At 35.1% G+C, this 23,727-nt stretch carries 23 protein-coding genes, 1 tRNA gene and 1 riboswitch; of the genes, 13 read left to right on the top strand and 11 right to left on the bottom strand.

Features of this window, described 5'->3' with window-relative positions:
• Positions 1 to 55: 55 nt before the first annotated feature.
• From THEXY_RS02700 to THEXY_RS02690, 3 genes are read left to right on the top strand one after another with little or no spacing between them, the layout of a single operon-like run.
• Entirely contained in the window at positions 56 to 499 is a 444-nt protein-coding gene (locus THEXY_RS02700; RefSeq protein ID WP_013787314.1) for a 4Fe-4S dicluster domain-containing protein, read from the top strand.
• On the top strand, positions 500 to 1,765 hold the full coding sequence (locus THEXY_RS02695; RefSeq protein WP_013787313.1) for an NAD(P)/FAD-dependent oxidoreductase: 1,266 nt from the start codon (positions 500 to 502) through the stop codon (positions 1,763 to 1,765). It begins immediately after the preceding gene.
• 1 nt (position 1,766) lies between these two features.
• Positions 1,767 to 2,498, top strand: a complete 732-nt coding sequence (locus THEXY_RS02690; protein ID WP_013787312.1) for a GltB/FmdC/FwdC-like GXGXG domain-containing protein — start codon at positions 1,767 to 1,769, stop codon at positions 2,496 to 2,498.
• 45 nt (positions 2,499 to 2,543) lie between these two features.
• On the opposite strand, the gene THEXY_RS02685 is transcribed toward THEXY_RS02690, so the two are convergent.
• Positions 2,544 to 3,659 carry an ABC transporter ATP-binding protein gene (locus tag THEXY_RS02685; protein ID WP_013787311.1) on the bottom strand — a complete coding sequence of 372 codons (1,116 nt, stop codon included), beginning with the start codon at positions 3,657 to 3,659 and terminating at the stop codon, positions 2,544 to 2,546.
• A gap of 224 nt (positions 3,660 to 3,883) precedes the next feature.
• Positions 3,884 to 4,339 (bottom strand): CBO0543 family protein, encoded by a 456-nt coding sequence (locus tag THEXY_RS02680; protein WP_041592187.1) that lies wholly within the window; start codon positions 4,337 to 4,339, stop codon positions 3,884 to 3,886.
• Positions 4,340 to 4,463: 124 nt separating this feature from the next.
• A riboswitch (Lysine riboswitch) is annotated at positions 4,464 to 4,656 on the top strand.
• A gap of 131 nt (positions 4,657 to 4,787) precedes the next feature.
• Here THEXY_RS02680 and lysA point away from each other — a divergent pair.
• A complete protein-coding gene (gene lysA / locus THEXY_RS02675) occupies positions 4,788 to 6,110 on the top strand; it encodes a diaminopimelate decarboxylase (RefSeq protein WP_195890945.1) in 1,323 nt (440 codons plus the stop codon).
• A 38-nt stretch (positions 6,111 to 6,148) separates the two neighbouring features.
• Here lysA and THEXY_RS02670 read toward each other — a convergent pair whose 3' ends face one another.
• The gene (locus THEXY_RS02670) at positions 6,149 to 6,748 is read right to left on the bottom strand and encodes a 50S ribosomal protein L25/general stress protein Ctc (protein WP_013787308.1); all 600 of its coding nucleotides are present in this window, start codon (positions 6,746 to 6,748) and stop codon (positions 6,149 to 6,151) included.
• A gap of 138 nt (positions 6,749 to 6,886) precedes the next feature.
• Between THEXY_RS02670 and THEXY_RS02665 the strand changes: the two genes are divergently transcribed.
• Positions 6,887 to 6,962: transfer RNA gene (locus THEXY_RS02665), tRNA-Arg, on the top strand.
• 13 nt (positions 6,963 to 6,975) lie between these two features.
• Here THEXY_RS02665 and THEXY_RS02660 read toward each other — a convergent pair.
• Positions 6,976 to 7,392, bottom strand: coding sequence for a type II toxin-antitoxin system HicB family antitoxin (locus THEXY_RS02660; protein WP_013787307.1), 417 nt, complete (start codon positions 7,390 to 7,392; stop codon positions 6,976 to 6,978).
• Positions 7,393 to 7,445: 53 nt separating this feature from the next.
• Entirely contained in the window at positions 7,446 to 7,580 is a 135-nt protein-coding gene (locus THEXY_RS12710) for a type II toxin-antitoxin system HicA family toxin (RefSeq protein ID WP_268257777.1), read from the bottom strand.
• A 248-nt stretch (positions 7,581 to 7,828) separates the two neighbouring features.
• Between THEXY_RS12710 and THEXY_RS02655 the strand changes: the two genes are divergently transcribed.
• The 7 genes from THEXY_RS02655 (at position 7,829) to THEXY_RS02625 (ending at position 14,681) form a co-directional block, all read left to right on the top strand.
• A complete protein-coding gene (locus THEXY_RS02655) occupies positions 7,829 to 8,218 on the top strand; it encodes a YmaF family protein (RefSeq protein ID WP_013787306.1) in 390 nt (129 codons plus the stop codon).
• Between the two features lie 97 nt (positions 8,219 to 8,315).
• Entirely contained in the window at positions 8,316 to 8,672 is a 357-nt protein-coding gene (locus THEXY_RS02650; RefSeq protein WP_013787305.1) for a hypothetical protein, read from the top strand.
• Between the two features lie 118 nt (positions 8,673 to 8,790).
• Positions 8,791 to 9,774 carry an ABC transporter ATP-binding protein gene (locus THEXY_RS02645; protein ID WP_013787304.1) on the top strand — a complete coding sequence of 328 codons (984 nt, stop codon included), beginning with the start codon at positions 8,791 to 8,793 and terminating at the stop codon, positions 9,772 to 9,774.
• The gene (locus THEXY_RS02640) at positions 9,740 to 10,447 is read left to right on the top strand and encodes an ABC transporter permease (protein ID WP_013787303.1); all 708 of its coding nucleotides are present in this window, start codon (positions 9,740 to 9,742) and stop codon (positions 10,445 to 10,447) included. The genes THEXY_RS02645 and THEXY_RS02640 overlap by 35 nt, the downstream gene beginning before the upstream one ends.
• A 12-nt stretch (positions 10,448 to 10,459) precedes the next feature.
• Positions 10,460 to 11,842, top strand: a complete 1,383-nt coding sequence (locus THEXY_RS02635) for a GldG family protein (RefSeq protein WP_013787302.1) — start codon at positions 10,460 to 10,462, stop codon at positions 11,840 to 11,842.
• The gene (locus tag THEXY_RS02630; RefSeq protein ID WP_013787301.1) at positions 11,839 to 12,732 is read left to right on the top strand and encodes a DUF4340 domain-containing protein; all 894 of its coding nucleotides are present in this window, start codon (positions 11,839 to 11,841) and stop codon (positions 12,730 to 12,732) included. Before THEXY_RS02635 ends, THEXY_RS02630 begins: the two co-directional genes overlap by 4 nt.
• 194 nt (positions 12,733 to 12,926) lie before the next feature.
• Positions 12,927 to 14,681, top strand: coding sequence for a cell division protein FtsA (locus THEXY_RS02625; RefSeq protein ID WP_013787300.1), 1,755 nt, complete (start codon positions 12,927 to 12,929; stop codon positions 14,679 to 14,681).
• 42 nt (positions 14,682 to 14,723) lie between these two features.
• Here the strand turns inward: THEXY_RS02625 and THEXY_RS02620 are convergent, their stop codons facing one another.
• Positions 14,724 to 15,707 (bottom strand): acyl-CoA dehydratase activase, encoded by a 984-nt coding sequence (locus tag THEXY_RS02620; protein ID WP_013787299.1) that lies wholly within the window; start codon positions 15,705 to 15,707, stop codon positions 14,724 to 14,726.
• A gap of 129 nt (positions 15,708 to 15,836) precedes the next feature.
• On the opposite strand from THEXY_RS02620, the gene THEXY_RS02615 reads away from it, so the two are divergent.
• Entirely contained in the window at positions 15,837 to 17,357 is a 1,521-nt protein-coding gene (locus THEXY_RS02615) for an ATP-dependent metallopeptidase FtsH/Yme1/Tma family protein (RefSeq protein WP_013787298.1), read from the top strand.
• Between the two features lie 12 nt (positions 17,358 to 17,369).
• Here THEXY_RS02615 and THEXY_RS02610 read toward each other — a convergent pair whose 3' ends face one another.
• From THEXY_RS02610 to THEXY_RS02590, 5 genes are read right to left on the bottom strand one after another with little or no spacing between them, the layout of a single operon-like run.
• Positions 17,370 to 18,050, bottom strand: a complete 681-nt coding sequence (locus THEXY_RS02610) for a TIGR01906 family membrane protein (protein WP_013787297.1) — start codon at positions 18,048 to 18,050, stop codon at positions 17,370 to 17,372.
• A 3-nt stretch (positions 18,051 to 18,053) separates the two neighbouring features.
• Positions 18,054 to 19,544 carry a hypothetical protein gene (locus THEXY_RS02605; protein WP_013787296.1) on the bottom strand — a complete coding sequence of 497 codons (1,491 nt, stop codon included), beginning with the start codon at positions 19,542 to 19,544 and terminating at the stop codon, positions 18,054 to 18,056.
• Between the two features lie 15 nt (positions 19,545 to 19,559).
• Positions 19,560 to 20,522: a coiled-coil domain-containing protein gene (locus THEXY_RS02600; RefSeq protein ID WP_230197627.1), complete on the bottom strand. Its 963-nt coding sequence runs from the start codon at positions 20,520 to 20,522 to the stop codon at positions 19,560 to 19,562.
• Between the two features lie 14 nt (positions 20,523 to 20,536).
• Entirely contained in the window at positions 20,537 to 22,117 is a 1,581-nt protein-coding gene (locus THEXY_RS02595) for a HEAT repeat domain-containing protein (protein WP_041592060.1), read from the bottom strand.
• Complete coding sequence (locus THEXY_RS02590; RefSeq protein ID WP_013787293.1) at positions 22,104 to 23,723, bottom strand: Hsp70 family protein; 1,620 nt, start codon at positions 23,721 to 23,723, stop codon at positions 22,104 to 22,106. Before THEXY_RS02590 ends, THEXY_RS02595 begins: the two co-directional genes overlap by 14 nt.
• Positions 23,724 to 23,727: the final 4 nt, after the last annotated feature.

Here is a 23,727-nt window from a genome sequence, read left to right as displayed (position 1 = left end):
TAATATTACTTTATTAACTATTAATCTATCATATTGAATGAAAGGATTGAAATATATGAAGAAGGTTTATGCCAAGGAAGAAGTTTGCGTCGGATGCAAACTTTGCGAGGTATACTGTATAACATCCCACTCCAAGTACAAAGATGTTTTGAAGGCATACAAACTCGACAGTAACCGTCCAGCTCCAAGAATCGTTGTAGAAGAAAATCGTCCATTATCCTTCTCGCTGCAGTGCAGACACTGTGATGATGCTCCCTGTGTAAAGGCTTGTATAACAGGTGCAATGCAAAAAGATCCTGTAACAGGTGTTGTAACTTGCGATACCGATAAGTGTGTAGGATGCTGGACATGTGTCCTCGTATGTGGATTTGGAGCAATCGTAAGAGACACAAACAATAAAATTGCTTCAAAGTGCGATCTATGTGCAGAAGCTGGTGAGCCTGCCTGTGTAAAAAACTGTCCTAACGAAGCTCTTGTTTTTTCAGAAGGAGGTATTTAGATGAATATAGTAATAATCGGAAACTCCGCTGCAATGGTTGGGGCAGTGGAAGCCATCAGAAAGTACGACAAAGCGTCAAATATAACCGTCATATCTGATGAAAAATACCACGTGTATTCAAGACCTTTAATATCGTACTACCTTGCAGGGACAGTTACAGAAGAAAAAATGGCTTACAGAGACAAGGACTTTTACCAAAAAAACAATGTAAAAACCATTCTTGGTGTAAAAGCAGTATCCATTGATGAAAACAAGAAAAATGTAATGCTTGAAAATGGCGATTCTGTATCATACGATAAACTGCTTATAGCAACAGGTGGCAAACCCTTCGTCCCTCCAATAAGCGGACTTGAAAAGAAAAACATTCAGACATTTATAAAACTTGACGAAGCAAAAAGCTTAAAATCAAATATCAGGCCAAACTCAAAAGTAGTCATCGTCGGGGGCGGACTGATAGGGTTCAAAGCCGCGGAAGGACTTCACGAATTAGGTGCAGATGTCACCATCGTTGAGCTTGCCGATAGGATTTTAAGCACTATCCTTGATAATGAATCCGCATCTATAGTAACAAAAAGGCTTACAAACGACGGTATAAAGATTAAGTTAAATACAACAGTAGACGAAATTATAGGTGACGACTATGTAAAAGAAGTCCATTTGAAAAATGGTGAAACATTGGCTGCCGATCATCTCATATTTGCAATAGGCGTGACTCCAAATACAGATGTTACAAAAGGAACATCCATAAAAGTCAATCGCGGTATATTGGTAGATAAACATATGAAGACTAACCTTGACGATGTATACGCTGCTGGAGATGTGGCTGAAGGATACGATATGCTTATCGATTCAAACAGAGTCGTGCCTATATGGCCCAGTGCCTACATGCAAGGAGAGATTGCTGGTTTAAACATGGTAGGCGTTGAAAGTACCACAAAAGGTACATTCCCAATGAATTCCATAGGCTACAAAGATACTTACATCATTACAGCCGGAATCATAAATCCTCCAGATAGCTCTTATGATGTGATAACAAAAGCTGATTATGACAAAAACTCTTATAAAAAAATTGTGCTTAAAGGTAACAATATTTTAGGCTTCATACTGATAAACGATGTTGATAGAGCAGGAATATATACAGGACTAATAAGAGACAGAATAGATGTTTCCCCATTTAAAGATCATCTTATGAAAGATGATTTCGGATACGTGTATTTCCCTAAAGACTTACGTAAATCCAAAATGTTGGATCTGGAGGTGCATTAATGTGAAGACAATCGATGCAAAAGACATGCATTATAAAGACTTAAACGAAATGATAAAAGAATTAGTCAATTCAGGAGAAGATGTGATAAATTTAAAAAATGTGAACGGACAAAGGTATATAGGAGATAACTTGAATGGTAGTACCAAAATAAACATAGAAGGTACGCCAGGAAATGACTTAGCTGCATTTATGGACGGATTGACTATTGAAGTGTTTGGCAATGGTCAAGACGCCATTGGAAACACCATGAACGATGGAAGCATAATAGTCCACGGTCATGTTGGAGATGTTGTTGGATACGGCATGAGAGGCGGCTCCATGTATATAAAAAGCGATGCCGGATACAGAGTAGGTATCCACATGAAACAGTACAACGACAAAGTTCCAGTAGTTGTAATAGGTGGAACGCCTGGAGACTTCTTCGGTGAATACATGGCAGGTGGATGCATGATAGTGTTAAATTTAAGCAACAAGAAAGATATCGTTGGTGAATACTGCGGGACTGGAATGCACGGCGGTGTCATATATTTAAGGTGCAATGACGTAGAAGATTACAAGCTTGGAAAAGAAGTCATAAAAGAAGAAGCAACAGAAGATGATTTAAAGGAAATAAGCAAATACATCAAAAACTTTTCATCGTATTTCAAGTACGACTACGATAAAATAATGAATCACAAGTTTATAAAGCTTCATCCTGCAGGTCATAGGCCTTACGGAAAGCTGTATGCATAAATAAAACCCATAGGAAGAATAATCTTCCCTATGGGTTTTATTGTTTTATCTATTTAATATCGTCTGCTCTGTCTGCTTGTCAAACAGATGGAGTTTATTCGTATCAAGACCGATTTTGATTATATCGCCAGCTTTTGCTGTCGATCTTGGATCAACTCTCGCTGTAAGCGGCTGTCCTTGCAAATCGAGGTAGAGATATGTTTCAGAACCCATAAGCTCTGTAACATCTACTTTAGTCTCAATCACGCTATCTGGATATGCTTCAAGGAAAACTTCCTCGTCATGCAGATCTTCTGGCCTTATGCCTAATACAACTTCTTTGCCTATATAGCTTTCATCTTTTAACCTCTTTACGATTCCATCCGGAACCACAACTTTAAAGCCTTTGAAAGATGCATAAACTTTTCCATTTTCGCTTTCAAGCCTTGCATCTATGAAATTCATCTGTGGACTTCCAATGAAACCTGCAACAAACAAATTATCAGGATGCTCATATATTACTTGTGGCTTATCTACCTGCTGTATAACGCCATCTTTCATGACGACTATTCTTGATCCCATCGTCATAGCCTCTGTCTGATCGTGTGTTACGTATATAAATGTCGTCTGCAATCTGTCATGAAGCTTTGCAATCTCTGTCCTCATCTGAACCCTAAGCTTTGCATCCAAGTTTGAAAGAGGCTCATCCATGAGGAACACCTTAGGATTACGAACTATAGCACGTCCTAAAGCAACCCTCTGCCTTTGTCCACCTGACAATGCCTTTGGCTTTCTCTTTAAATAATCTTCTATGCCAAGTATCCTGGCTGCTTCCTTTACTTTTTGGTCTATTTCTGCCCTTGGCACTTTTCTAAGCTTTAAGCCGAAAGCCATGTTGTCATAGACTGTCATGTGTGGGTACAGAGCATAGTTCTGGAACACCATCGCTATATCTCTGTCCTTTGGTGGAACATCATTTACTAATTTCCCGTCAATATATAACTCTCCTTGACTTATCTCCTCAAGACCAGCAACCATCCTCAATGTAGTAGATTTACCGCATCCAGATGGTCCGACTAAGACTATAAATTCTTTGTCTTTAATCTCCAAGTTGAAATCTTTAACAGCCGTCACTCCACCCTGATATGTTTTGTATACATGCTTAAGAATAACATCAGCCATCTTTCGATATCCCCCTTAAAATGGTAAACGTTTGATACTTATATTATAATATTATTTTTCAGTATTTCAAATATACAATACCTATGATATTTACATTGTTTTTTTGTACATTATTAATCATCCACTTTTTCTTAATCTGTCTAAATATCTAAACCACATGTAAACAAGTATTGAATCTATAGAAACAATTAAGATAAATTTAAGCATACTTATCCCCCATTCAGCTATCTTTCACTTCTCATCCACGGCGCTAACTTAAATATCGTAATTAAATTACCTAAAGACATCAATGCCAAAACGTCTATCGTAATGCTGTAAAAATAATGCCAATGTATATATTTAAGTGCTCCAGACAGCTTTAATGCGAACTCTAACCCAAAAAACAAAGCAGTAGATACAAAGACATTTATAAGCCTCAATATTCTATTCTCCGGATAAGTCTGGGCGTATAATATGCCTATCGTAAATGGTGCGCCAAATGTAAAAAAGAATGATGAATTGAAAATCTTTAAAATGTCGTACCTAAAATCGTACAATTTTAAGTGAAACGCCATATTATCAATTATTAACTGACAGATAGCAGCTAACAGTCCTGCCCATATCGTATACTTTATCTGTTTTAAATCAATAAGCAAGATGAAAATTACCCAAGATGCTATAAAAGTCATCAACCACTGCATAACATCACCCCTTGAAAGTCTCATTATTGATTATTCCCTAAAGATTTATAAATATGTTGACACATTAAGTTTTTAATGGTATCATATTAAAAAAAATAAATACTATGTACCTCATCTTCCTTGAAGGTGAGGTAGAGGAGCGGGGCATCAAGAGTAACATGCATTAGGCTTTAAGGAGTCGATGATTGCATGTGAAAGGGATAAATCCGCCGAAGCGTGTAGATACCTTAATATCTACATAGCTGGGCCTATGCATAAGATGTATAGGACTGTCACAAGTAGTTAACCCGGACTATTTGTGATGAGCTATCTCGCTAAGGGAAAGGAGGTATTTCTATGTCTATTAAAGCACAGCTAAAGAAAATACCTTAGCTGTTTTTATTTATACATTGATTTTGATATTTTAAATTAATAAAGTGATGGAGATGATTTTGTGTTTCAAAAGAACATGCGCATAAATTCAAAAGGTCATTTAGAAATTGCTGGGTGCGATACCGTAAAGATAGCAAAGCAATACGGTACTCCCCTTTACGTTATAGATGAAGAGCTATTAAGAGAAAATTGCCGTTCCTTCTACAACGGTTTTAAGAAAAATTATCCAGGAAATGAAGTGATTTATGCCAGTAAGGCATTTATGACAACAGCCATATGTAAAATCATAGAAGAAGAAAATTTAGGATTAGACGTAGTATCCGGAGGTGAACTCTATACAGCACTAAAAGCCGATTTTCCTGTCCAAAATATATACTTCCACGGTAACAACAAATCAATAGACGAGCTAACGATGGCATTGGAATACAACATAGGCTGCATCATAGTCGACAATTGGTTTGAACTCAATATGCTAAATGAACTGGCTTTAAAGATGGGCAAAAAACCCAACATTTACTTAAGAATTTCACCTGGTGTAGAAGCCCATACACACGAATACATTAAAACTGGTCAAATAGACTCTAAGTTTGGATTCCCTCTTTTTAATGGCGATGCCCTCGACGCCATAAAGTACGCCTTGACGCTGGATAATGTAAATCTAACTGGTTTACACTGCCATATAGGTTCACAGATTTTCAGCTACGATTCGTATAAGGCAGAAATAGATATAATGATGAACTTCCTTAAAAAAGTAAAAGACACTACAGGTTGGGAAGTCGAAAATCTGGATTTAGGCGGTGGATTTGGAATAGCTTACGTTGAAGAAGATGACCCACAACCTATAGAATTAATAGCAAGCGAGATAATGAAGACAGTTGAAGAATTTTCAAAGGAATTAAATATAAAAAGGCCCAACATAATAGTAGAGCCAGGTCGCTCTATAATTGGCAATGCAGGCACTACGCTTTACACTGTTGGAGCGATAAAAAACATTCCTGGCGTAAGAAAGTACGTCTCAGTTGACGGCGGAATGGCTGACAATATACGTACAGCTTTGTACGGTGCAAAATACAATGCAATTGTGGCCAACAAAGCTCGCAAAATAAACCTTGAGAAAGTTTCTATTGCAGGGAAATGTTGTGAATCTGGTGACATGCTTATATGGGACATAGATTTACCACAGCTTGAAAGTGGCGATATAATAGCCGTAACGTGTACAGGCGCTTACAATTACTCAATGGCAAGCAATTACAACCGCCTCCCTCGACCTGCTGCTGTACTTCTAAATAACGGTGAATCAGATTTAATAGTAGCCAGAGAAACTTATGATGACTTAATCAAAAATGATGTAATACCAGAGAGACTTTTAAGTGAAAACAAAAAGATCATAAACTATTAAAAGGAGCAAAATGCTCCTTTTAATTTTCTCAAATATTCTTATTCACCCTCTGAAGCCGCTTCAGTAGACTCCTCTGCTGCTACATCAGCATTCTTTGGTGCTACTACTGTCAATATAACCTCGTCAGAATCATCTACCTTCTCAACACCTTCAGGAACAACTACATCTTTTACAAGTATCGTATCTCCTATATCTAAATTAGATACATCTACTACAATCTCTTCTGGTATGTCTGTAGGCAGAGCCTCAACATTAAGCTCCCACTTCTGATGCTGTACTAAAAGACCTTTGCTTTCAATAACGCCTACACCTTCAAATTTAAGCGGTACTGCTGCTTCAACTTTCTCATTCATAGACACTCGCTGAAAATCTATATGTATCAGCTTTCCAGTCAATTCATCCTTTTGTTCATCTTTCAGTATTGCTTGATGCGTAGCACCGTTAACTATCAAATTGAGGAGGACATTCCTGCCGTGTTTTTGTACTATTGTGCGAAGCTTACCGGTTTCGACAGCTAGCGGAATGCTCTCCATGCCTTTTCCGTACAGTATGGCAGGAATGTAGCCTTTTTCTTTCAGCTTGCGGGCCGCATTCTTACCCGGTGTTCTCAATACAGCTTCAAGTTCGACATTTTGCATTGTCTCTCCTCCTTCGTAATTATTTTGTTCAATTTTTAATTAATTATAGCACTACATAGCGAAAATATCAAATTTCTGTCAGCAAATACGGTTGACTTATGCCTTTTAAAAAGGATATAATGTAGTATGAAGTTTTGTGCGCCTGTAGCTCAGTGGATAGAGCGTTCGGCTCCGAACCGGGAGGTCGCAGGTTCGATTCCTGTCAGGCGCACCAGAACGCACCCCTCTTAGAGTGCTTTATATCTATCTGTTATTTTTAATTGTTCTTTTAGTGCATATTGAAGTACTTGTGAAAAGTTTATGTTTGCATTTTCTGCTGCCTCATTTAACCATCGTGGGATTGTTACTGTTTTATTTACACTTTTATTGGCCATTTCATCACGAACAGGAGGCATGTAAACCTCGATAAGATTTACAAAAGCACCTTCAGGAACTTTTATCTTTTCTGGAGCTGTTGGTATTGGAATTGTTTCGTTATCCTCTTCCAAATTGTATATATAAAGCTCTAAAGCATCCTTAGCCATGTATAATGCTTCATCAAGTGTATCACCTTCAGTTATGCATCCAGGAAAATCTGGAAAAGTTACAGTATAACCGCCGTTTCCATCAGACTCAAATACAGCTGGGAAAATATATCTATCCATAACAAAACCTCCTTTTATTTTTTTATGTTATCCTTTTATGCAAACAGAATTTTTTATTTTAACCCTGCTTGCTTTAGGATTGAATTCAATGTTTTAGGCTTTAAGTCTTTGTTGTGATATGGAATTTGAATTTTGCCTGGTTTTGAAGAATGTATCATATGTACATGAGAGCCTCTCTGATTTTTTATTATTCATCCTTCTTTCTGAAGCATTTTTATTAATTCCTTGGGTTTCATTTCCCTTACTCCTGACAATTATATCATAGCACGTGTATATTACACGTATCAATAGATTTTATAAAAATTGTAAAAATCTTAACATAATATATTTTTTTATAAATATTAAACCTTCTAAAATGATTTTTTAAGCACATATTATATTACATTTGCATATTATATCATTGTCATTACTCAATAATTTATTGGAGGTTGAATTTATGGAATTATCAATTGAAGAAATTAAAAACTATTTTGATCTTTATAACAATAAAAAAGATGAAGGTCAAACTCATAACCACGAATTTTTAGGAAGTACCATGTTAGCAGGTGAACACGAAGAAGAAGATCACAACCACAGATTTGCTGGTGTCACAAGCCAAGTAATAAAAGATGGTGATAGCCATGTCCATGCAATCTTAGTAAGCACAGATTTTTATGAAGATCATCATCACGAAATTGGTGTAATAACAGGGCCAGCTATTGAAGTCGGTGACGGTAAGCATGTTCATTTTGTAGAAGGCAAGACTACTATTGACGATGACCACTATCATAAATTCGTCTTTGCAACTTTGATAGAAGATCCGATTTCAAAGCATAAACATTGTTAAGTTTTTAATCGACATTTTAAAATACCCGGTAAAACCGGGTATTTTTTCATAATACATATTTATCTTAATTAAGCCCAAAATATATTTGGGTGATTTTATGAAAATAAATGGATATTTTTACAGTTTAGAAAGCGCCAATAAAGCTTCTGCGTATTTAAAAAGCATGGGATATAAAGCGTACATCGACATTATTGATAAATATGCAGATACTTATAATGACAAACAAAACATAGCTGGCACAGAAACAGGACCTACACTGGCATCACTTGTCTTAAAATCTGGATACACTTTTGACATAAGAAAAAGTCCTCTGTTGATGTCAGATCCCACGATAAGTGGAATGGGTTATTACGATGAAACTGCCGATGCTAATATACAGCTTAATGTAGAAGTCAGTGATGATAAGATAAACGATGTAGTAAAAGTTATCAGTTCTTTTGGCGGCTTAACATAGGGCTTTTTAAAGCTCTATGCTTTTTTTATTTTAAAATTCTCTTACATTTTATTAACAATTTGTTAATAAAAGTTGGTTATAATTAAGTAGTATATACAAAAAGGAGGTTTAGCCGCGTATGATGATTGAAGTAAACAACGTTACCAAAGTTTACGGAAACCGCAAAGCTGTTGACAACATAAGCTTTTCTGTTGACAGCGGAGAAATAGTAGGATTTTTAGGCCCCAATGGAGCTGGAAAAAGCTCAACGATGAAAATGATAACTGGTTTTATGCCACCAACATCAGGCACAATAAAAATCGCTGGATATGATATTATAGAAGATTCTATAAAGGCCAAAAAACATATTGGCTATCTTCCAGAAGTTCCACCATTGTATTTAGATATGACTGTAGAAGCGTATCTAGCTTTTGTCTGCGAATTAAAAGAAGTCCCAAATAACAAGAAAAAAGCCACAGTAGATAAAGTCATAGGTGAAGTTGGTTTAGCAGACGTAAGAAAAAGGATCATTAAAAACCTTTCAAAAGGTTATAAACAGAGAGTAGGTCTTGCACAAGCAATAGTAGGAGATCCAGATGTATTGGTGCTGGATGAGCCGACGGTAGGTTTAGATCCAAAACAAATCAAAGAAATAAGAGATATAATAAAGGAATTAGGAAAAAAACATACAATAATTCTAAGTACGCATATTTTGCCAGAAGTAAGCATGATATGCGATAGAGTTATAATCATAAACAAAGGTAAGATTGTGGCGGTAGATTCAACTGAAAATTTGACAGACACCATAGGAAAATCAAAACGATATTTCCTAAAAGTAATAGGTTCTGTAGAAAAGATATCTACTACTTTAAAAGGAATAAATGGAATTAAAAGCTTTAAATCAAAAGCAGATTCAAAAGAAAATTGCATCGATGTAGATGTTGAAACAGATGTAGACCATGACCTAAGAAAAGAGATTTTCTTTTCCTTTGCAAATCAAAGTTTGCCTATCATTGAATTTAGGCCTGTAAACTACAGCTTAGAAGAAGTCTTCCTACAGCTTACAACAGATGAGGAGGTAAATGATAATGAAAATGCTGACAATATACAAAAGGGAGCTTAAGTCCTACTTTCTTTCGCCTCTTGCGTATGTACTTGTGGGCTTTTTGCTGCTTATATCTGGATATTTCTTTGCGACATTTGTCCTTTCAACGCAGTACGCATTGATGTCACCAGTTTTCGGGAACATGGTGTTTGTATTCATGTTTGTAAGCCCTATTTTGACTATGAGATTAATATCAGAAGAAATGAAAAATGGCACAGACCAACTGCTTATGACATCACCTCTTAGGATAACCGACATGGTTTTAGGAAAATACTTTGCTGCATTGACTGTCTATACATTATCTTTGGTGGTTTCTTTAATATATCCTTTGTACCTTAAAATATACAGCACACCTGACTTTGGGCCAATTTTGACAGGATACATTGGGACATTTTTGATGGGTGCAGCGTTTATCGCAATAGGCATTTTTGCTTCATCTTTAACTGAAAACCAGCTAATTGCAGGCGTTATAGGTTTTTCAATATTGCTGCTTTTTTGGATAGTTAGCTGGCTGGGAGATGTTTTCCAAGGAACGGCAAAAAACATTGTAGACAACATTTCGCTTTTACAAAGGTTCACTAACTTTCAAAACGGTGTTTTAAGCTTAAATGACGTTGTCTTCTACTTGAGTGTGATAATTTTCTTTGTTTTTGTCACTATAATGGTAGTCGACAAAAGACGCTGGAGTTAGGAGGTAATTCTATTGAACAAACTCAGATTAAAATACGGAAGTAACATGGTTTTATCAATCGTTATTTTACTTGGCATATTGATCTTTGGCAATCTAGTATTGGCTCAAAAACCTGTAAAATGGGATCTCACTAAATCAAAACAGTATACCCTTTCTGATAAGACGAAGCAAGTATTGAAAAATCTAAAGACAGATGTGACAGTCTACGCATTTTTCCAAAATGACAGTGCGAAGTCACAAGTCCAAAATCTTTTAGATGAATACACAGCATTGTCAAAAAGGATAAAAGTCCAATTCATCGATCCTGACAAAAATCCATCCCTCGCACAAAAATACGGAATTACAGATTACGATACAACGTTATTTTTAAACAGCAAAGACGACAGCAAGAGACAGATCGTAAATTCATACGACATTTTCACACAATCTCAAGAAACCGGTCAGAATATTTTCAGCGGTGAGCAACAATTTACTCAAGCAATAATCAATGTCACCGAAGTCAACAAAACAAATGCTTACATCATTCAAGGCCATAATGAGGTAAACAGCACAGATTCCCTTACGACCTTTAAGTCAGCATTGCAAGGTGAAGGCTACAGCGTAAATGACCTTAATATTGGTCAAGCTGGTGGTATACCAAAAGATGCCGGGCTTATAATCATTGCCAATCCAAAGTCAGATTACACTCAACAAGAAATGAATGCTATAATGGATTATCTGAAAAAAGGCGGAAAGGCCTTCATCATGATGGGAGCTGAAAATGGCCCTCTTACTGAAAAATCAATCAATGATCTTTTGTCGAATTGGAATGTAAAAATTGACAATGACATAGTTGTGGATCCTTCAAGAAACTATTTTATGGACGCTTTATCGCCTGTACCAGAGTATGGATACCATGACATCACTGACAAACTGGAATCAGCTAATTTAGCAACTGTTGCTCCAAGCTCCAGAAGTATAACTTACAAAGCGTCAAGTAGCAGCAACATCTCGGTTCAATCATTCCTGACCACCAGCGACAAAGCATGGGGAGAAACGAATTTCAACAGCAAGCAAGCATCTTACGACAAAAACGACATAAAAGGACCTTTAACATTAGGCGTTACCATCTCTGACAGCAAAACAGGCATGAAGATAGTGGTGCTTGGAAACGACCTTATGGCTACAGATAGAGTTATAGGTTTAGAGGGCAATAGAGATCTCCTTATGAATAGTGCAAACTGGCTTACAAACAAAACAGTACAGATCTCCATAAGTCCTAAATCTCTTGACTACGCGACATTATTCATGACAGGAAAACAAGCTGACTACATGTTCATAGTCACAGTTATAGTTATACCTTTAGTTATTTGGATCATAGGCGGCTACGTCTTCTTCAGGAGGAGAGCTTTATGAAGACTTTTAGAAACACTATAATAATGCTTTTAATTCTCGGCGTACTTGCAGGATACTATTATTACGCAAAATCTACAAAAAAGCCTGCGCCGTCTACAAATATAATCAACATAAGCAAAAGCAAAATATCTTCTGTAGACATAAAAGATGCAGGCAATGAATTGGCTATTGAAAAGAGTGGCAGCACCTACAATGTAACAAAGCCTGTCAGTTATAAGGCAGATAGCACCAGCACAGATGATCTGTTTAATTCGATTTCAGGCCTTAAATACAGCAGAAAATTTACAGATACCGATGTAAGAAAATACGGTTTAGATAAATCTGATTTTACAATATCTGTATCATCTAAGGACGGAAAAAATGAAGAATTGCTTGTAGGAAATAAATCACCTGTGGGAGATTCATACTACGCAAAGCTTAAAAATTCTAATTATATATACGTTGTAGATGCCAGCTCGATAGAAAACTTTCAAATAACCAGTAGCGATACCTTGTTTAATTACTTAGACAAAGACGTGTACACAATGTCAAAAGACAAGATTTCAAAGATAACATACACAGATTCCACTGGAACTTACAATATAGAAAAAAACAAAAGTGGAAAATGGGTATACAATGGCAAAGAAATAAGCAGCGATAATTCGGAAGCTCTCCTTAATGACATTGTTTTGTTGAATCCGACAGGCATCGATCCAAACAAAAAAATTGTTGGAAACAATTCAAGTTTTACACTGACAATATCTGACGGAAATAAAAGTGAAGAAGTTAAATTTTTGACTAATGACAATGCCACATACTATTTGCAAAAGAATGCAACTCAAATTGGATTGTATATATCAAAAGACCAATTAAGCAGTTTATTAAGCGATATAAAGAAAGTGATAAAATAAGGAGTCGTTGTACTCCTTATTTCTTTGCCGTTTTAATAACATCTTCTTTAATCATATTCTATTTGTTCCTCTACAAAAATTACTTTTAAGGTAAATAAAAAAATTGTATAATGTATAATATGAAATAATGCATTTATCTAAAATTTATTTAAAATATATTTTTGTTTTACGATATATTTTTCGGGGGAATTTTGATGAACGATAATTTGATTTTTTCACTTGACATAGGTACAAGAATTGTTGTAGGTATAGTAGGTGTACCAGAAAATGATAGGCTAAAAGTCTTAGCTGTCGAACAAATGGAGCATACAGATAGAGTTATGTTTGACGGCCAAGTTCATGACATAGACAAGGTGGCATCTGTCGCAATCAAAATAAAGGAAAAATTGGAAAAAAAGCTCGGAATAACGCTTAAAAACGTTAGCCTTGCTGCCGCCGGAAGATCTCTCAAAACCAAAATGGTAAGAGTCGAAAAAAACATTGAGGAAAACTACATAATAAAAGACAGCGACATAGATAACCTGGTACTGTCTGCATTGAACACAGCAAAAGAAGAAATATCCCGAGAAAGCCACACTTTAAAGTACCACATGGTGGGCTACTCCATAAAAAGCTTTTACTTAGACGGCCTGCCTATAACTAATCTTAAAGACCATACAGGCAAGGAAATCTCTGTAGAGATAATAGCCACATTCTTGCCGTATGATGTAGTAGAAAGCTTATACTCCGTAGCAAAAAAAGCAGGGTTAGAAGTATCATACCTTACATTGGAGCCAATTGCAGCAATCGGCGTTGCAATAATGCCACAAATTAGAATGCTTAACATAGCGCTTGTAGATATTGGAGCAGGTACATCTGACATAGCCATTTCAAAAGACGGAAATATCATATCATACTCAATGGTTCCATTTGCAGGTGATGAAGTAACTGAAACCATACAGCAGCATTACCTTACTGATTTTAATACAGCAGAAAAAATCAAAACTACATCTAAAAAAGATATAAAATTCAAAGACGTTATAGGACTCCAGCATCAAATATCTCGCTTAGACGTTTTAGACTTAATATCGCCTGTTGTCAAAAATCTCGCGAAGAAGATCTGCGATGAAATAGTAAAGTACAATGGAAAAAGTCCATCTGCTGTATTTTTAGTTGGAGGCAGCAGCAACCTGCCAGGCATAGCAGAGGAAATAGCAAAAAATCTATCTATACCGATAGAAAGAGTTTCAGTAAGAGATGCCAGCACTATTGCCGTCGTAGATTATAAGTGCAAAAAATTAAAAGGTCCAGAGTACATAACACCTATAGGCATCGCATACTCCACCATGAGAGACAGAAAAAAAGATTTCATAACAATTTATTTCAATGACGAAAAATTAGAATTATTAAACCTGAAAGAAATGACAATAATGGACGTACTTTTAAAAACCAACTTTGATTCAAAAAGATTAATCGCAAAGCCAGGTAAAAATTTGTCATTTTCCCTTAACGGTGAAAATATAATCATAAAAGGTCAAATAGGAACACCAGCTAAAATTTTAAAAAATGGCAAAGTCGCAAATCTTAAATCTAAAGTAGAAAATGGAGACAAAATAGTGGTCGAAAGTGGCATAAACGGAAGTGATGCATCTATCTCGATTCGAGAAATAAAAGAAAAATACAACGCATCTAAAGTCACTGTTAATAATTTAATTGTAGATGACGATTATATGATAAAAGATGGAGACACAATTAAAACAATCATTGATGAAGAAGATTGCTTTTACGTATACATAAATGGCGATAAAAAAATTCTCACAGGTAAACAACAGTATATATTTGTGGATATATTTAACACTGTAGACTTCGACATACCTAAAAATAAAATTCCTGAGATGACCTTAAACGGCAAAAAAGCATCGTATACGGACATCTTAAAAAAAGGAGACAAAATAGAAATACTTGTTTGATGATAAGGGCCAAATTAGGCCCTTATATTACAATAAGCGTCACTATACACTTTGTGAAAAGATATTTTTGTTTGTTGAATTTGACCATTTGCCACACCTGTCTCCCCAACGTGATACGACTTCTTCGTCTTTTATAAACTCAACAACTTCACAATTGTTTGAACAGCCAGAACATATAAACCCCTGTGCTTTATAATCAATATCGGCAATTTCAAATCCATTAAACTGTGTATATCCTTTTTTCTTTACAGCTTCTTTAGCAAGTATTGCAGCACCTATTGCACCCATCACTCCATAATATTTTGGTACGAATACTTCCATCCCTAAAGCTTTTTCAAAGGCAGCCTTTATGCCTTTGTTGGCCGCTACACCTCCCTGAAATACTATAGGTTCTCTTATATCCTTTCCTTTCCCTACATTGTTTAAATAATTTCTAACTAATGCTTCGCATAAACCGTTTATTATATCGTTAAGAGGATATCCCATCTGTTGCTTATGTATCATGTCAGACTCGGCAAACACTCCGCATCTGCCTGCTATCCTTACAGGATTTTTTGACTCCAACGCCAAATCCCCAAATCTCTCTATTGGTATGTTAAGCCTGTACGCCTGTTGGTCCAGAAACGAACCTGTTCCTGCAGCGCAAACAGTATTCATGGCAAAGTCAACTACAATCCCATCCCTTAAAATGATTATCTTGGAATCTTGACCGCCTATCTCAAAAATCGTATGGACATCAGGTATCAAGCTGGACGACGCAATTGCATGTGCAGTAATTTCATTTTTGACGATATCTGCACCTACCATGATACCTGTCAATTGCCTTCCACTTCCAGTCGTGCCGACTCCTTTTACATTTACATCGCCATTAAGTCTGTCTCTAAGTTCCATCAAAGCATTTTGAACAGCTTTAATTGGCTGTCCTTGTGTCCTCATATAAACATAATCAATAACCTCATTGTTTTCATCTATCAAAGCCACATCTGTGCTGACAGATCCAACATCAATCCCAATATATGCATCCATTCAAATTTCCTCCTTTGCAACAATTTACTTTGAATCCAAAATTACCCTGAACTTTTATATTTATTATCTACGCATAATTTGCAATTGTGGGCAAAAACTATTGTTAGTAAATCACTGGGGGCGATGGCTATGAAAAAAAACTTATATATAATATTATTGACACTATCACTGTTAATAAACATTGTTTTAGGCATGTTACATAGTAAAAATGGAAATTCAGCGCTTATAATAATTTCCATGCTGACTCTTTTGCTTATAGGGTACATGCTTTACAAAAACAAAGTGTCTGAAATGATGCCTGTAAACCTAAAAAATGAATTTCCACCCAAAGAAAAAGAATCCAGCAAAAAGGTCAATATTACATTCAGAGATGTTGCAGGACTTGATGAGGTTATTGATGAGCTTAAAATCATCATCGATTTTATAAACAACACTGAAAAGTACGACAGGATGGGTGCTAAAATACCAAAGGGAATACTTTTTTACGGTCCGCCAGGTACAGGCAAAACCTTGCTGGCAACTGCTTTAGCAGGTGAAACAAATTCCACGTTCATCTCTGCATCAGGTTCTGAATTTGTTGAAAAATACGTAGGCGTTGGAGCCAGCCGCATAAGAGCGTTGTTTGCAAGAGCTAAAAAATCAACACCAAGCATTATCTTCATAGACGAGATCGATGCAGTTGGAAGCAAGCGAAATAACGACAACAATTCTGAAAAAGATCAAACATTGAATCAGCTATTAGTTGAAATGGATGGGTTCAACAGCAATGACGGGATAATCGTAATAGGTGCTACAAACAGGCTGGATATGTTGGATGAAGCCCTTTTAAGGCCTGGAAGATTTGACAGAACTATTCACATAGGAAATCCAAACGTAAAAGCCAGATTGGAAATACTGAAAGTACATACGAGAAATAAACCTTTAGACACTGACATATCGTTAGATGAAATTGCTAAAAAAACTCACGGCATGACAGGAGCACACTTATCGTCTATATGCAATGAAGCTGCCATTCTTGCTGTAATAAGGCACAAGCAGAGAATAGGAAGAGAAGAATTTGATGAAGCAATAGAGAGGGTCGTCGCAGGCCTTCAAAAGAAAAATCCAGAAGTATTGGAGAAAGAGCGCAAAATTGCGGCACACCATGAAGCAGGTCATGCCATAATCGGAAAAATATTAAACTCCAGCACAGTGGAGAAAATATCCATCGTACCACGAGGAGAAGCCTTAGGATACGTCTTGAACTTTCCAAAAGACGATGCTTTTTTGATGACAAAAACAGATTTAAAAAATAAGATAACCATGCTTTTAGGCGGTCGTGCCGCTGAGGAGATAATGTTTAATGAAGTATCAACTGGTGCAGAAAACGACCTAAAGGAAGCTACAAATATCTCCTATCAAATGGTTTGCAATTATGGCATGAGCGAATTAGGCCACAGAATATATGACATTAGAATGACAAAAACAACAGATAAAATTGACGCTGAAGTAAATAAAATAATCAATAACTGCTACACTAATGCAAAGAAAATCCTCTTAGAGAAAAAAGACAAGATAATCTTAATAGCAGAAAGATTATTGTCTAACGAGACGATAACGAAGGAAGAAATCGACGAATTGATGAAAGACGAAAAACAAATGTGCATATAAAATAGGCCTTCTTTAGAGGCCTATTTTACTGTCTTTTTTCCCTTTTAATAGAAAAGATACAAATCCAATTATAATGTATGTAATGATTGAATTCCTGAAAGTCAAATACGATATGTCACTGAAAAAACCTTCCGGAAGCATCTGAATTAACTTATCTCGAGTTACATCTAATTGCCATAAATTATTGTCAAAAAAAATGTGGTGAAAATATATAAACCATCTGTTAAAATCTAATGAAACTATGGCTCCTGTAACGAGTAAAAACAATATCACAAAAAGCATACCTCGGTATGTATGATAAAAGACATCCTCTTTTCTAAAATACAGAAACAAAAAAGCCAAAATATAAATAAATATCATTAAGTTTCTAATCAAAAAGCCATTCTCAAAAAGCTTTCTGACATCTCTCATATGTTCCAATTCCCTATCATTAAAAACCTTCTGATTTTGTCCATCTATTACAGCGTCTATTTGAAGGCTTTCAGATTTCCCATAAAGATAATCTTGAATTCTTAATGCAACTTTGCTTAATTGCGATTTATCCATACCTGTAACGTACTTAACACCGTATTTGTCAAATTCATTTATATAGAAATTTAAATTAAACGCCAAGTACTGCAAATTCGAAAGTAAGACAACCAAAAATAAAAGCACAGTCATAATTATAGATACAGTTTTATTTGTAACTTTCATTCACTACAATCCTTCCTTGACGTTTTTTAAAAGAGCTTCATACAAAAGCTTGCTGTTTTTCATGTCCTTGTACAACTTTATCCTTTTGTCGACACTTTCCATTATGGCAGCCTTAACATTTGACGTCGTCTCAAACTCCAAAGAGCTTTTTAAATAGTTTAAAAACTCATTTTCAAAATTCCCAGGAACAGGTATAATTCCTAAAAGCCGCCTCATGCGCACCTTTCTGTAATCAGGATTCATGAACTTTGCTATGTCATCTATCATGGAAACAAGGTTATTTATCTCGCCTTCAACAATGCTTCCATCTATTATATCGCCTGTGATGTCGTCAAATTCGTCGCTGTCATCATTCATCAGATTTTCGTACTCAGCTAAAATTTCTATATCATTCAGTATACCTTCATCTATCAATGTATCTATCTCATTTTCAAGATAATTAACATCACTTAACAGTCTATTGTAATTGTAAAGCTCAAAATACCAATTAGAAATATTTTCGTTCAACATCTTTAAAAAGTCTTTGACTTTCTTCTTTGTATATCTTTCCTCGTATATACTGCTGTAAATGTCAAAAAAGATTTTTATTTTAGGTTCCTCATGCATAATATCTTCTATCTTTTTGTCTGATTTATAAAATATTAAAAGTCTATTTACGATCCTTATGAGCGAATAAACTATTTCTCTTACATCCTGTATCTTGCTTAAAAGCAAGATTGTATCTTTTAAATACATCTCCAAATCATCTTTTGCAGCATTCTTTAAGTCCAATGTCTGAAGCTCATCTATCTTGTTGGCTATCTCTGCAAATTTATCCCCATAACCTTCTACCAATTTTCCATAAAAATTTTCCTCTATCTCAAAAATGCTCTCTAAAAGTTTCTCGTAGCCATTGTATTCATGGATCAAACCACTTTTCATGTAATCAAAAAACCTCTTTCTGGAAAGGGCAAAAGGTATAGCTGATATGACTTCCTGAATCCTCTCAAATTTCTCATCTTCATTTTCAAATACAAACTCTTTAATTTTATCGTAAAACTCATCAATGCTTATATTAATTTCATTCTGATTAAAAATCTTTAATTTGTCATTAAACACATCACTGCAATACCTTGCTTCCACAAAATACCCAAATAGCACTTCAAGATCTGCTTCTAACTTATCCTTTTCCTCTTGAAGCGTTTTTATGATGTTATCCTTAATCTTCATGTCTATCTGTCTATAATGCCTGATCCTACTGACAACATCTCTGTAACTTTCAACAGTAACGTACAGTTGGTTATCTACACTTTTTATAAACTTTAAAACACCACTTCTCTTTAAAATGATGTCATATAGATATACAGATTCATATATAAGTTCTAAGACGCAAATTGTCATGATTATGCTTTTTTGTCTTTTAAATACTTCTTTAAGAGCTCTCGAAATATTAGTTTCATCATTGTTGTCTTCAATTAGTATCTTTTTAAGTTTTTGAATCTCATCATGATGCATTGTTACACCTCGCAATTATGAATTTTTAAGCATTTTTGATAGATCGTCCAACAAAGAGTAATCATCGTCTTCTAAACTTACTGCCGATTGCAAGTGAGCGGTTCCTACATAGTTAGATGCAATCTTCTTCTCAATATTAAATATCAGCTCCTTGATTTCAGAGAAGTTTTTCTTTATTTCCTGATTGTCTTGTTGTAAATCCATCAATATTTTATTTAAAGAAACCTTTAAATTTTCACTTTTTTTCTCCTTAGCCATGCTTTCATTTATGAGTTTTACTACGTGTTTGTCAAATTCTACCCCTATATGCTCCAGAATCATTTCCAAACGTCTTTTTTCTTGTCTTAAATCCTCCAATCTTTTGTTTAAAGATGCTATTTCCTTGTCCTTATTTTCCAACACCTTTTTTAAATTGTCCACCTCAATTATATTCTTTTTTTCTTCTTTTATCAATTTGTCCTGCAATTTTTCTACTTCTCTTTCAAGCTTTTTGACCTTCTTGAGTAAGTCTACGCTATCTTTTTGATTCATTATTCTATCATCGTCTTCTACCAATTTTTCATCAGCCACATCCACATTTAGCTCCATGGCTTTATTAATTATATCACCAAGTTCCTGCCTATTGTCAATAAGAAGCGCAGAAACGACATTTTCACGTCCATAATTGCGGCATAACTCAACGATGTTTTCTTCCATTTCGTCAACATCCATCTGGCTTATCTTCTCATAAAGATCTTTTTTTAGAACCTTCCATGTATCTATTAAATCAGCATAGTCAAAATTTCCTTTTAATATTTCTTGCCTTAGTATAGGAACGATTTTTGATGGAGGGCTGGATTTTTCGTTTAGTCTAAATCCGGCAAGCTTCTTCTGGAGATTTTTGTCCTTATTAAAAGGTCTTATCAATACGCTGTATGGTAAAGAATATAAAAATATATCTAAACATTTGGCAATATCTATTCCATTTTTGTCTAACAAGACACATCTTCCCTTCATGCTTTTATAAGTTTATCTTTTCCTTTGTAATTCCTCTCAATAATCTTTTGTGCAAGGTATCTGATTCTGGTGCTATCGTTAAACGACGCATCAATAAAAATCCTCTCATTTATGATATTGCTTAATAAACCTGTGTTCTTGCCTAAAATTTTGTAAATAGTGTATTGAATCTCTTCTTTCTTTGTTGTCTTAAGTTTTAAAATCAACTCTTCAGCCATGCTGTCATCAATGTTGGTGTCTAAAATCCTTAATGCGTTTAAGCATGCAAAGCCGTCATTATTTCTTATTAAGTATCTGACGCCATTGGTTATTTCCTTGCTTATCTTGCTGTCTTTAAATCCTTTAAGCCTTTTAAGCTCTTTGATTGCACATGATATGTCGCTGTAAGAATTATTTGGAGATATCAAATACTCAAATAAGCCTCCTAAGTATTTTATCTCACCTAACTGCACTAATGCAGACATAGTATTTATTCTAAGTTCCTTATCATTCATATACTTTTTGATTATGTCTTTTGCCTCAAAAGCTTCTAAATTTGCCAGTGACGTTATGATACAAGCCTTAACATCATTTTTGAAATTCTCATTCTCCAGCATATTCATCAAATATTTTACAGCCTTTTTGTCCTTTGTATATCCTAAACCTATGATGATGTTCATTTTATCTTCTATCAAAGGAGATTCCAGCGCTTCAATAAGCTTATCTGTTGCATTTTCAATCCTCATCTTTCCTAATGTTATAGCGGCTTTTTGATTGTACTCATCATTGTAAAGCATCTTCGACAAGCTTTCTATCGCCATCTCCTTTGAACGAGATATAACATTTGAATAGACTGTATTGAGGCTTTTATTCTCGTTGTTCATGTAGCACTTCAAAATTTCAGACAGTGCATCTTCTCCAAATCGTGAAAGCCTATCTATAAGTCTAAATGCCACATTTCTTTCATTTACACTGAACCCATTGAATTTATTCACCATGTTTAAAATAGGTCTTACACATCTTTCGTCACCAATGTCCAAAAGACATTCCGCAGCTTCGATTTTTAAACTTTCATTGTCAAACAAAAGCAAAAGCGTATCAAAAGCAGACTTTTCCTTAATAGTCCTTATGACTTCTATTGCTATTTTCATCTGAAGATCCCATGACCAACTCTTTAGCACACTGATAAGAGCATCTCTCCCTGCCTTGCTTAAATTGCACACCGATACTAAGATCCTCAATATAGATTGGTAAATATTCCTATCACTTAAATTCAGTGCTTTCGTGCAGTATAAAAACATTTCAATAGGATTCTGCTCTTCCTCTAATATGCTTTTAAATAAATCTATGATTTCAACTTCTATTAAATTCACACCTTTTTCGCTTGTTGAACCTAATTTAAGCGTTTTTTCATAGATAAGCCGTGCATTTACATCAGATATATAGTATTCAAAAACCTGTTCTTTAGCTGATTCCACTTTTTCAGCATTTGCAGCAGCTCCTAAATATCCTTTACCTTCTTTGATTTCTTCATTGTGTATATTAAAAAACAAATCTCTGTTTTCTTGAAGCAAAGCTCTCCAATTAACAGCCATCATACAACACCTCTTTATCAAATGTGACATCTATTCTCTGCTTAAAATTTCCCGTAACCCATGCTTCTAAATGCAATATCCTGTTTTTATCAAAAGTCACTTTTATAGAAATAGGTGTACCAGGCTTTATAATATCAGTAAACGTCAATTGAACTGATTTAAGCCTTTTCATCTTTGGATCGTAAATGCTTTTCCCTGATAAAATGTCAAGCTTTATTCCTGTAGCATTGTCTACTTTTACAATGCTTTCATACACTTTTTCATAAGGTGCTTTCGTTCCTTGGCTTACTAATAGAACTGGCAAATTATTTTTCACATCAAGGTAAATATTCTCTGCTACTACGGGATATATGATGATTTTTCCTTTTTCAATTTTCTTTTTGTTTTCATTGTAATAATTATACAATGCAGCACCTTTTGCTACTGAATACATAGGATCTAAGTAGCTTATAGTTTTCTTGCCAAAAAAGTTCTCTATCGTTTCCCTAACAGTGCTGTAAGCCGTCATGCCTCCCACTAAGAAAACTTCGTCAATATCTTCCTTTTCTAAATTAGCTTTATTGAGAGTATCAATTATCGGATCTATTATATTGAACCCTAAATTGCCGCCTTTTGTAAGTAAAGGCTTTATACACTCATCATATTCTTTTTTGCTTATTTCAAATTCAAATGACTGCCTACTGTAGAAATTTTCTAAACTATTTCTATACACAACATCGCCATATTCTTCACCTGTTAAACCACTGCCTATAGATGAAAACATGATTCTGGCTTTCTCAATCTCCAGCGACAATACGCTAAATATATATCGCTTTACATCAACATTAGGCAACATTCGCTTATAATCAACATCATTTAAAATAGAATACTTGTGCAATAAATACAGAACTCCACATACATCAAAGTCAACGCCTCCAAGTTGTGTATGAGGAGATATTGCCAATTCTTCAACTTTATAATCATCACCATTTATTTCCACATTCATTATGGATACGTCACAAGTGCCTCCACCTAAATCAAATACCAAAACTTTTTTTGGCTTGCTAAAATCGTGAATGGCGTATCTTTTATCGCTTAACTTTTCTTCATAAATTAGATCCAACAATGCCGCTGTAGGCTCTGATATAAAGATAAGCTGATCCTCTAAAAATCCTGCCGATTTAGCTGCATTTTTAGTAGATTCAATTTGGTCATGATTAAAAGATGCCGGAACTGTTATGACAGCACCATGTACTCTTTCACCATAAAATCTTTCAACGTTTGCCTTAGCAACAGACAAAATTTTCTCTGCCACATCTTCTGGAGTATACTTTTTTTTGCCAATTTGCCACACATGATTCCTATTCCCTATATAATTTTTGCTATTGTATATTACACGATCGTATTCAATGTTTTTCATATTTTTAGCCAATTGGCCTATATATTCATTTCCGCCATCATCCACGTAAATGCAGGATGGCAACGTTTTTTTTACTGTTATACTACCGTTCTTATCAGAGATTTGCTCTATATCTAAAATATCAATTTTCACGTTGCCATCTTCTGTATAATCAGCACACGCCACGACCGTATTAGTAGTTCCAAGGTCAATACCAATATATGGTTTCATTTTT

Source organism: Thermoanaerobacterium xylanolyticum LX-11, assembly GCF_000189775.2.
Lineage (GTDB): Bacteria > Bacillota > Thermoanaerobacteria > Thermoanaerobacterales > Thermoanaerobacteraceae > Thermoanaerobacterium > Thermoanaerobacterium thermosulfurigenes.
Note: the sequence above shows the minus strand (reverse complement) of the source record. Positions and strands in the feature narration are given on the sequence as shown.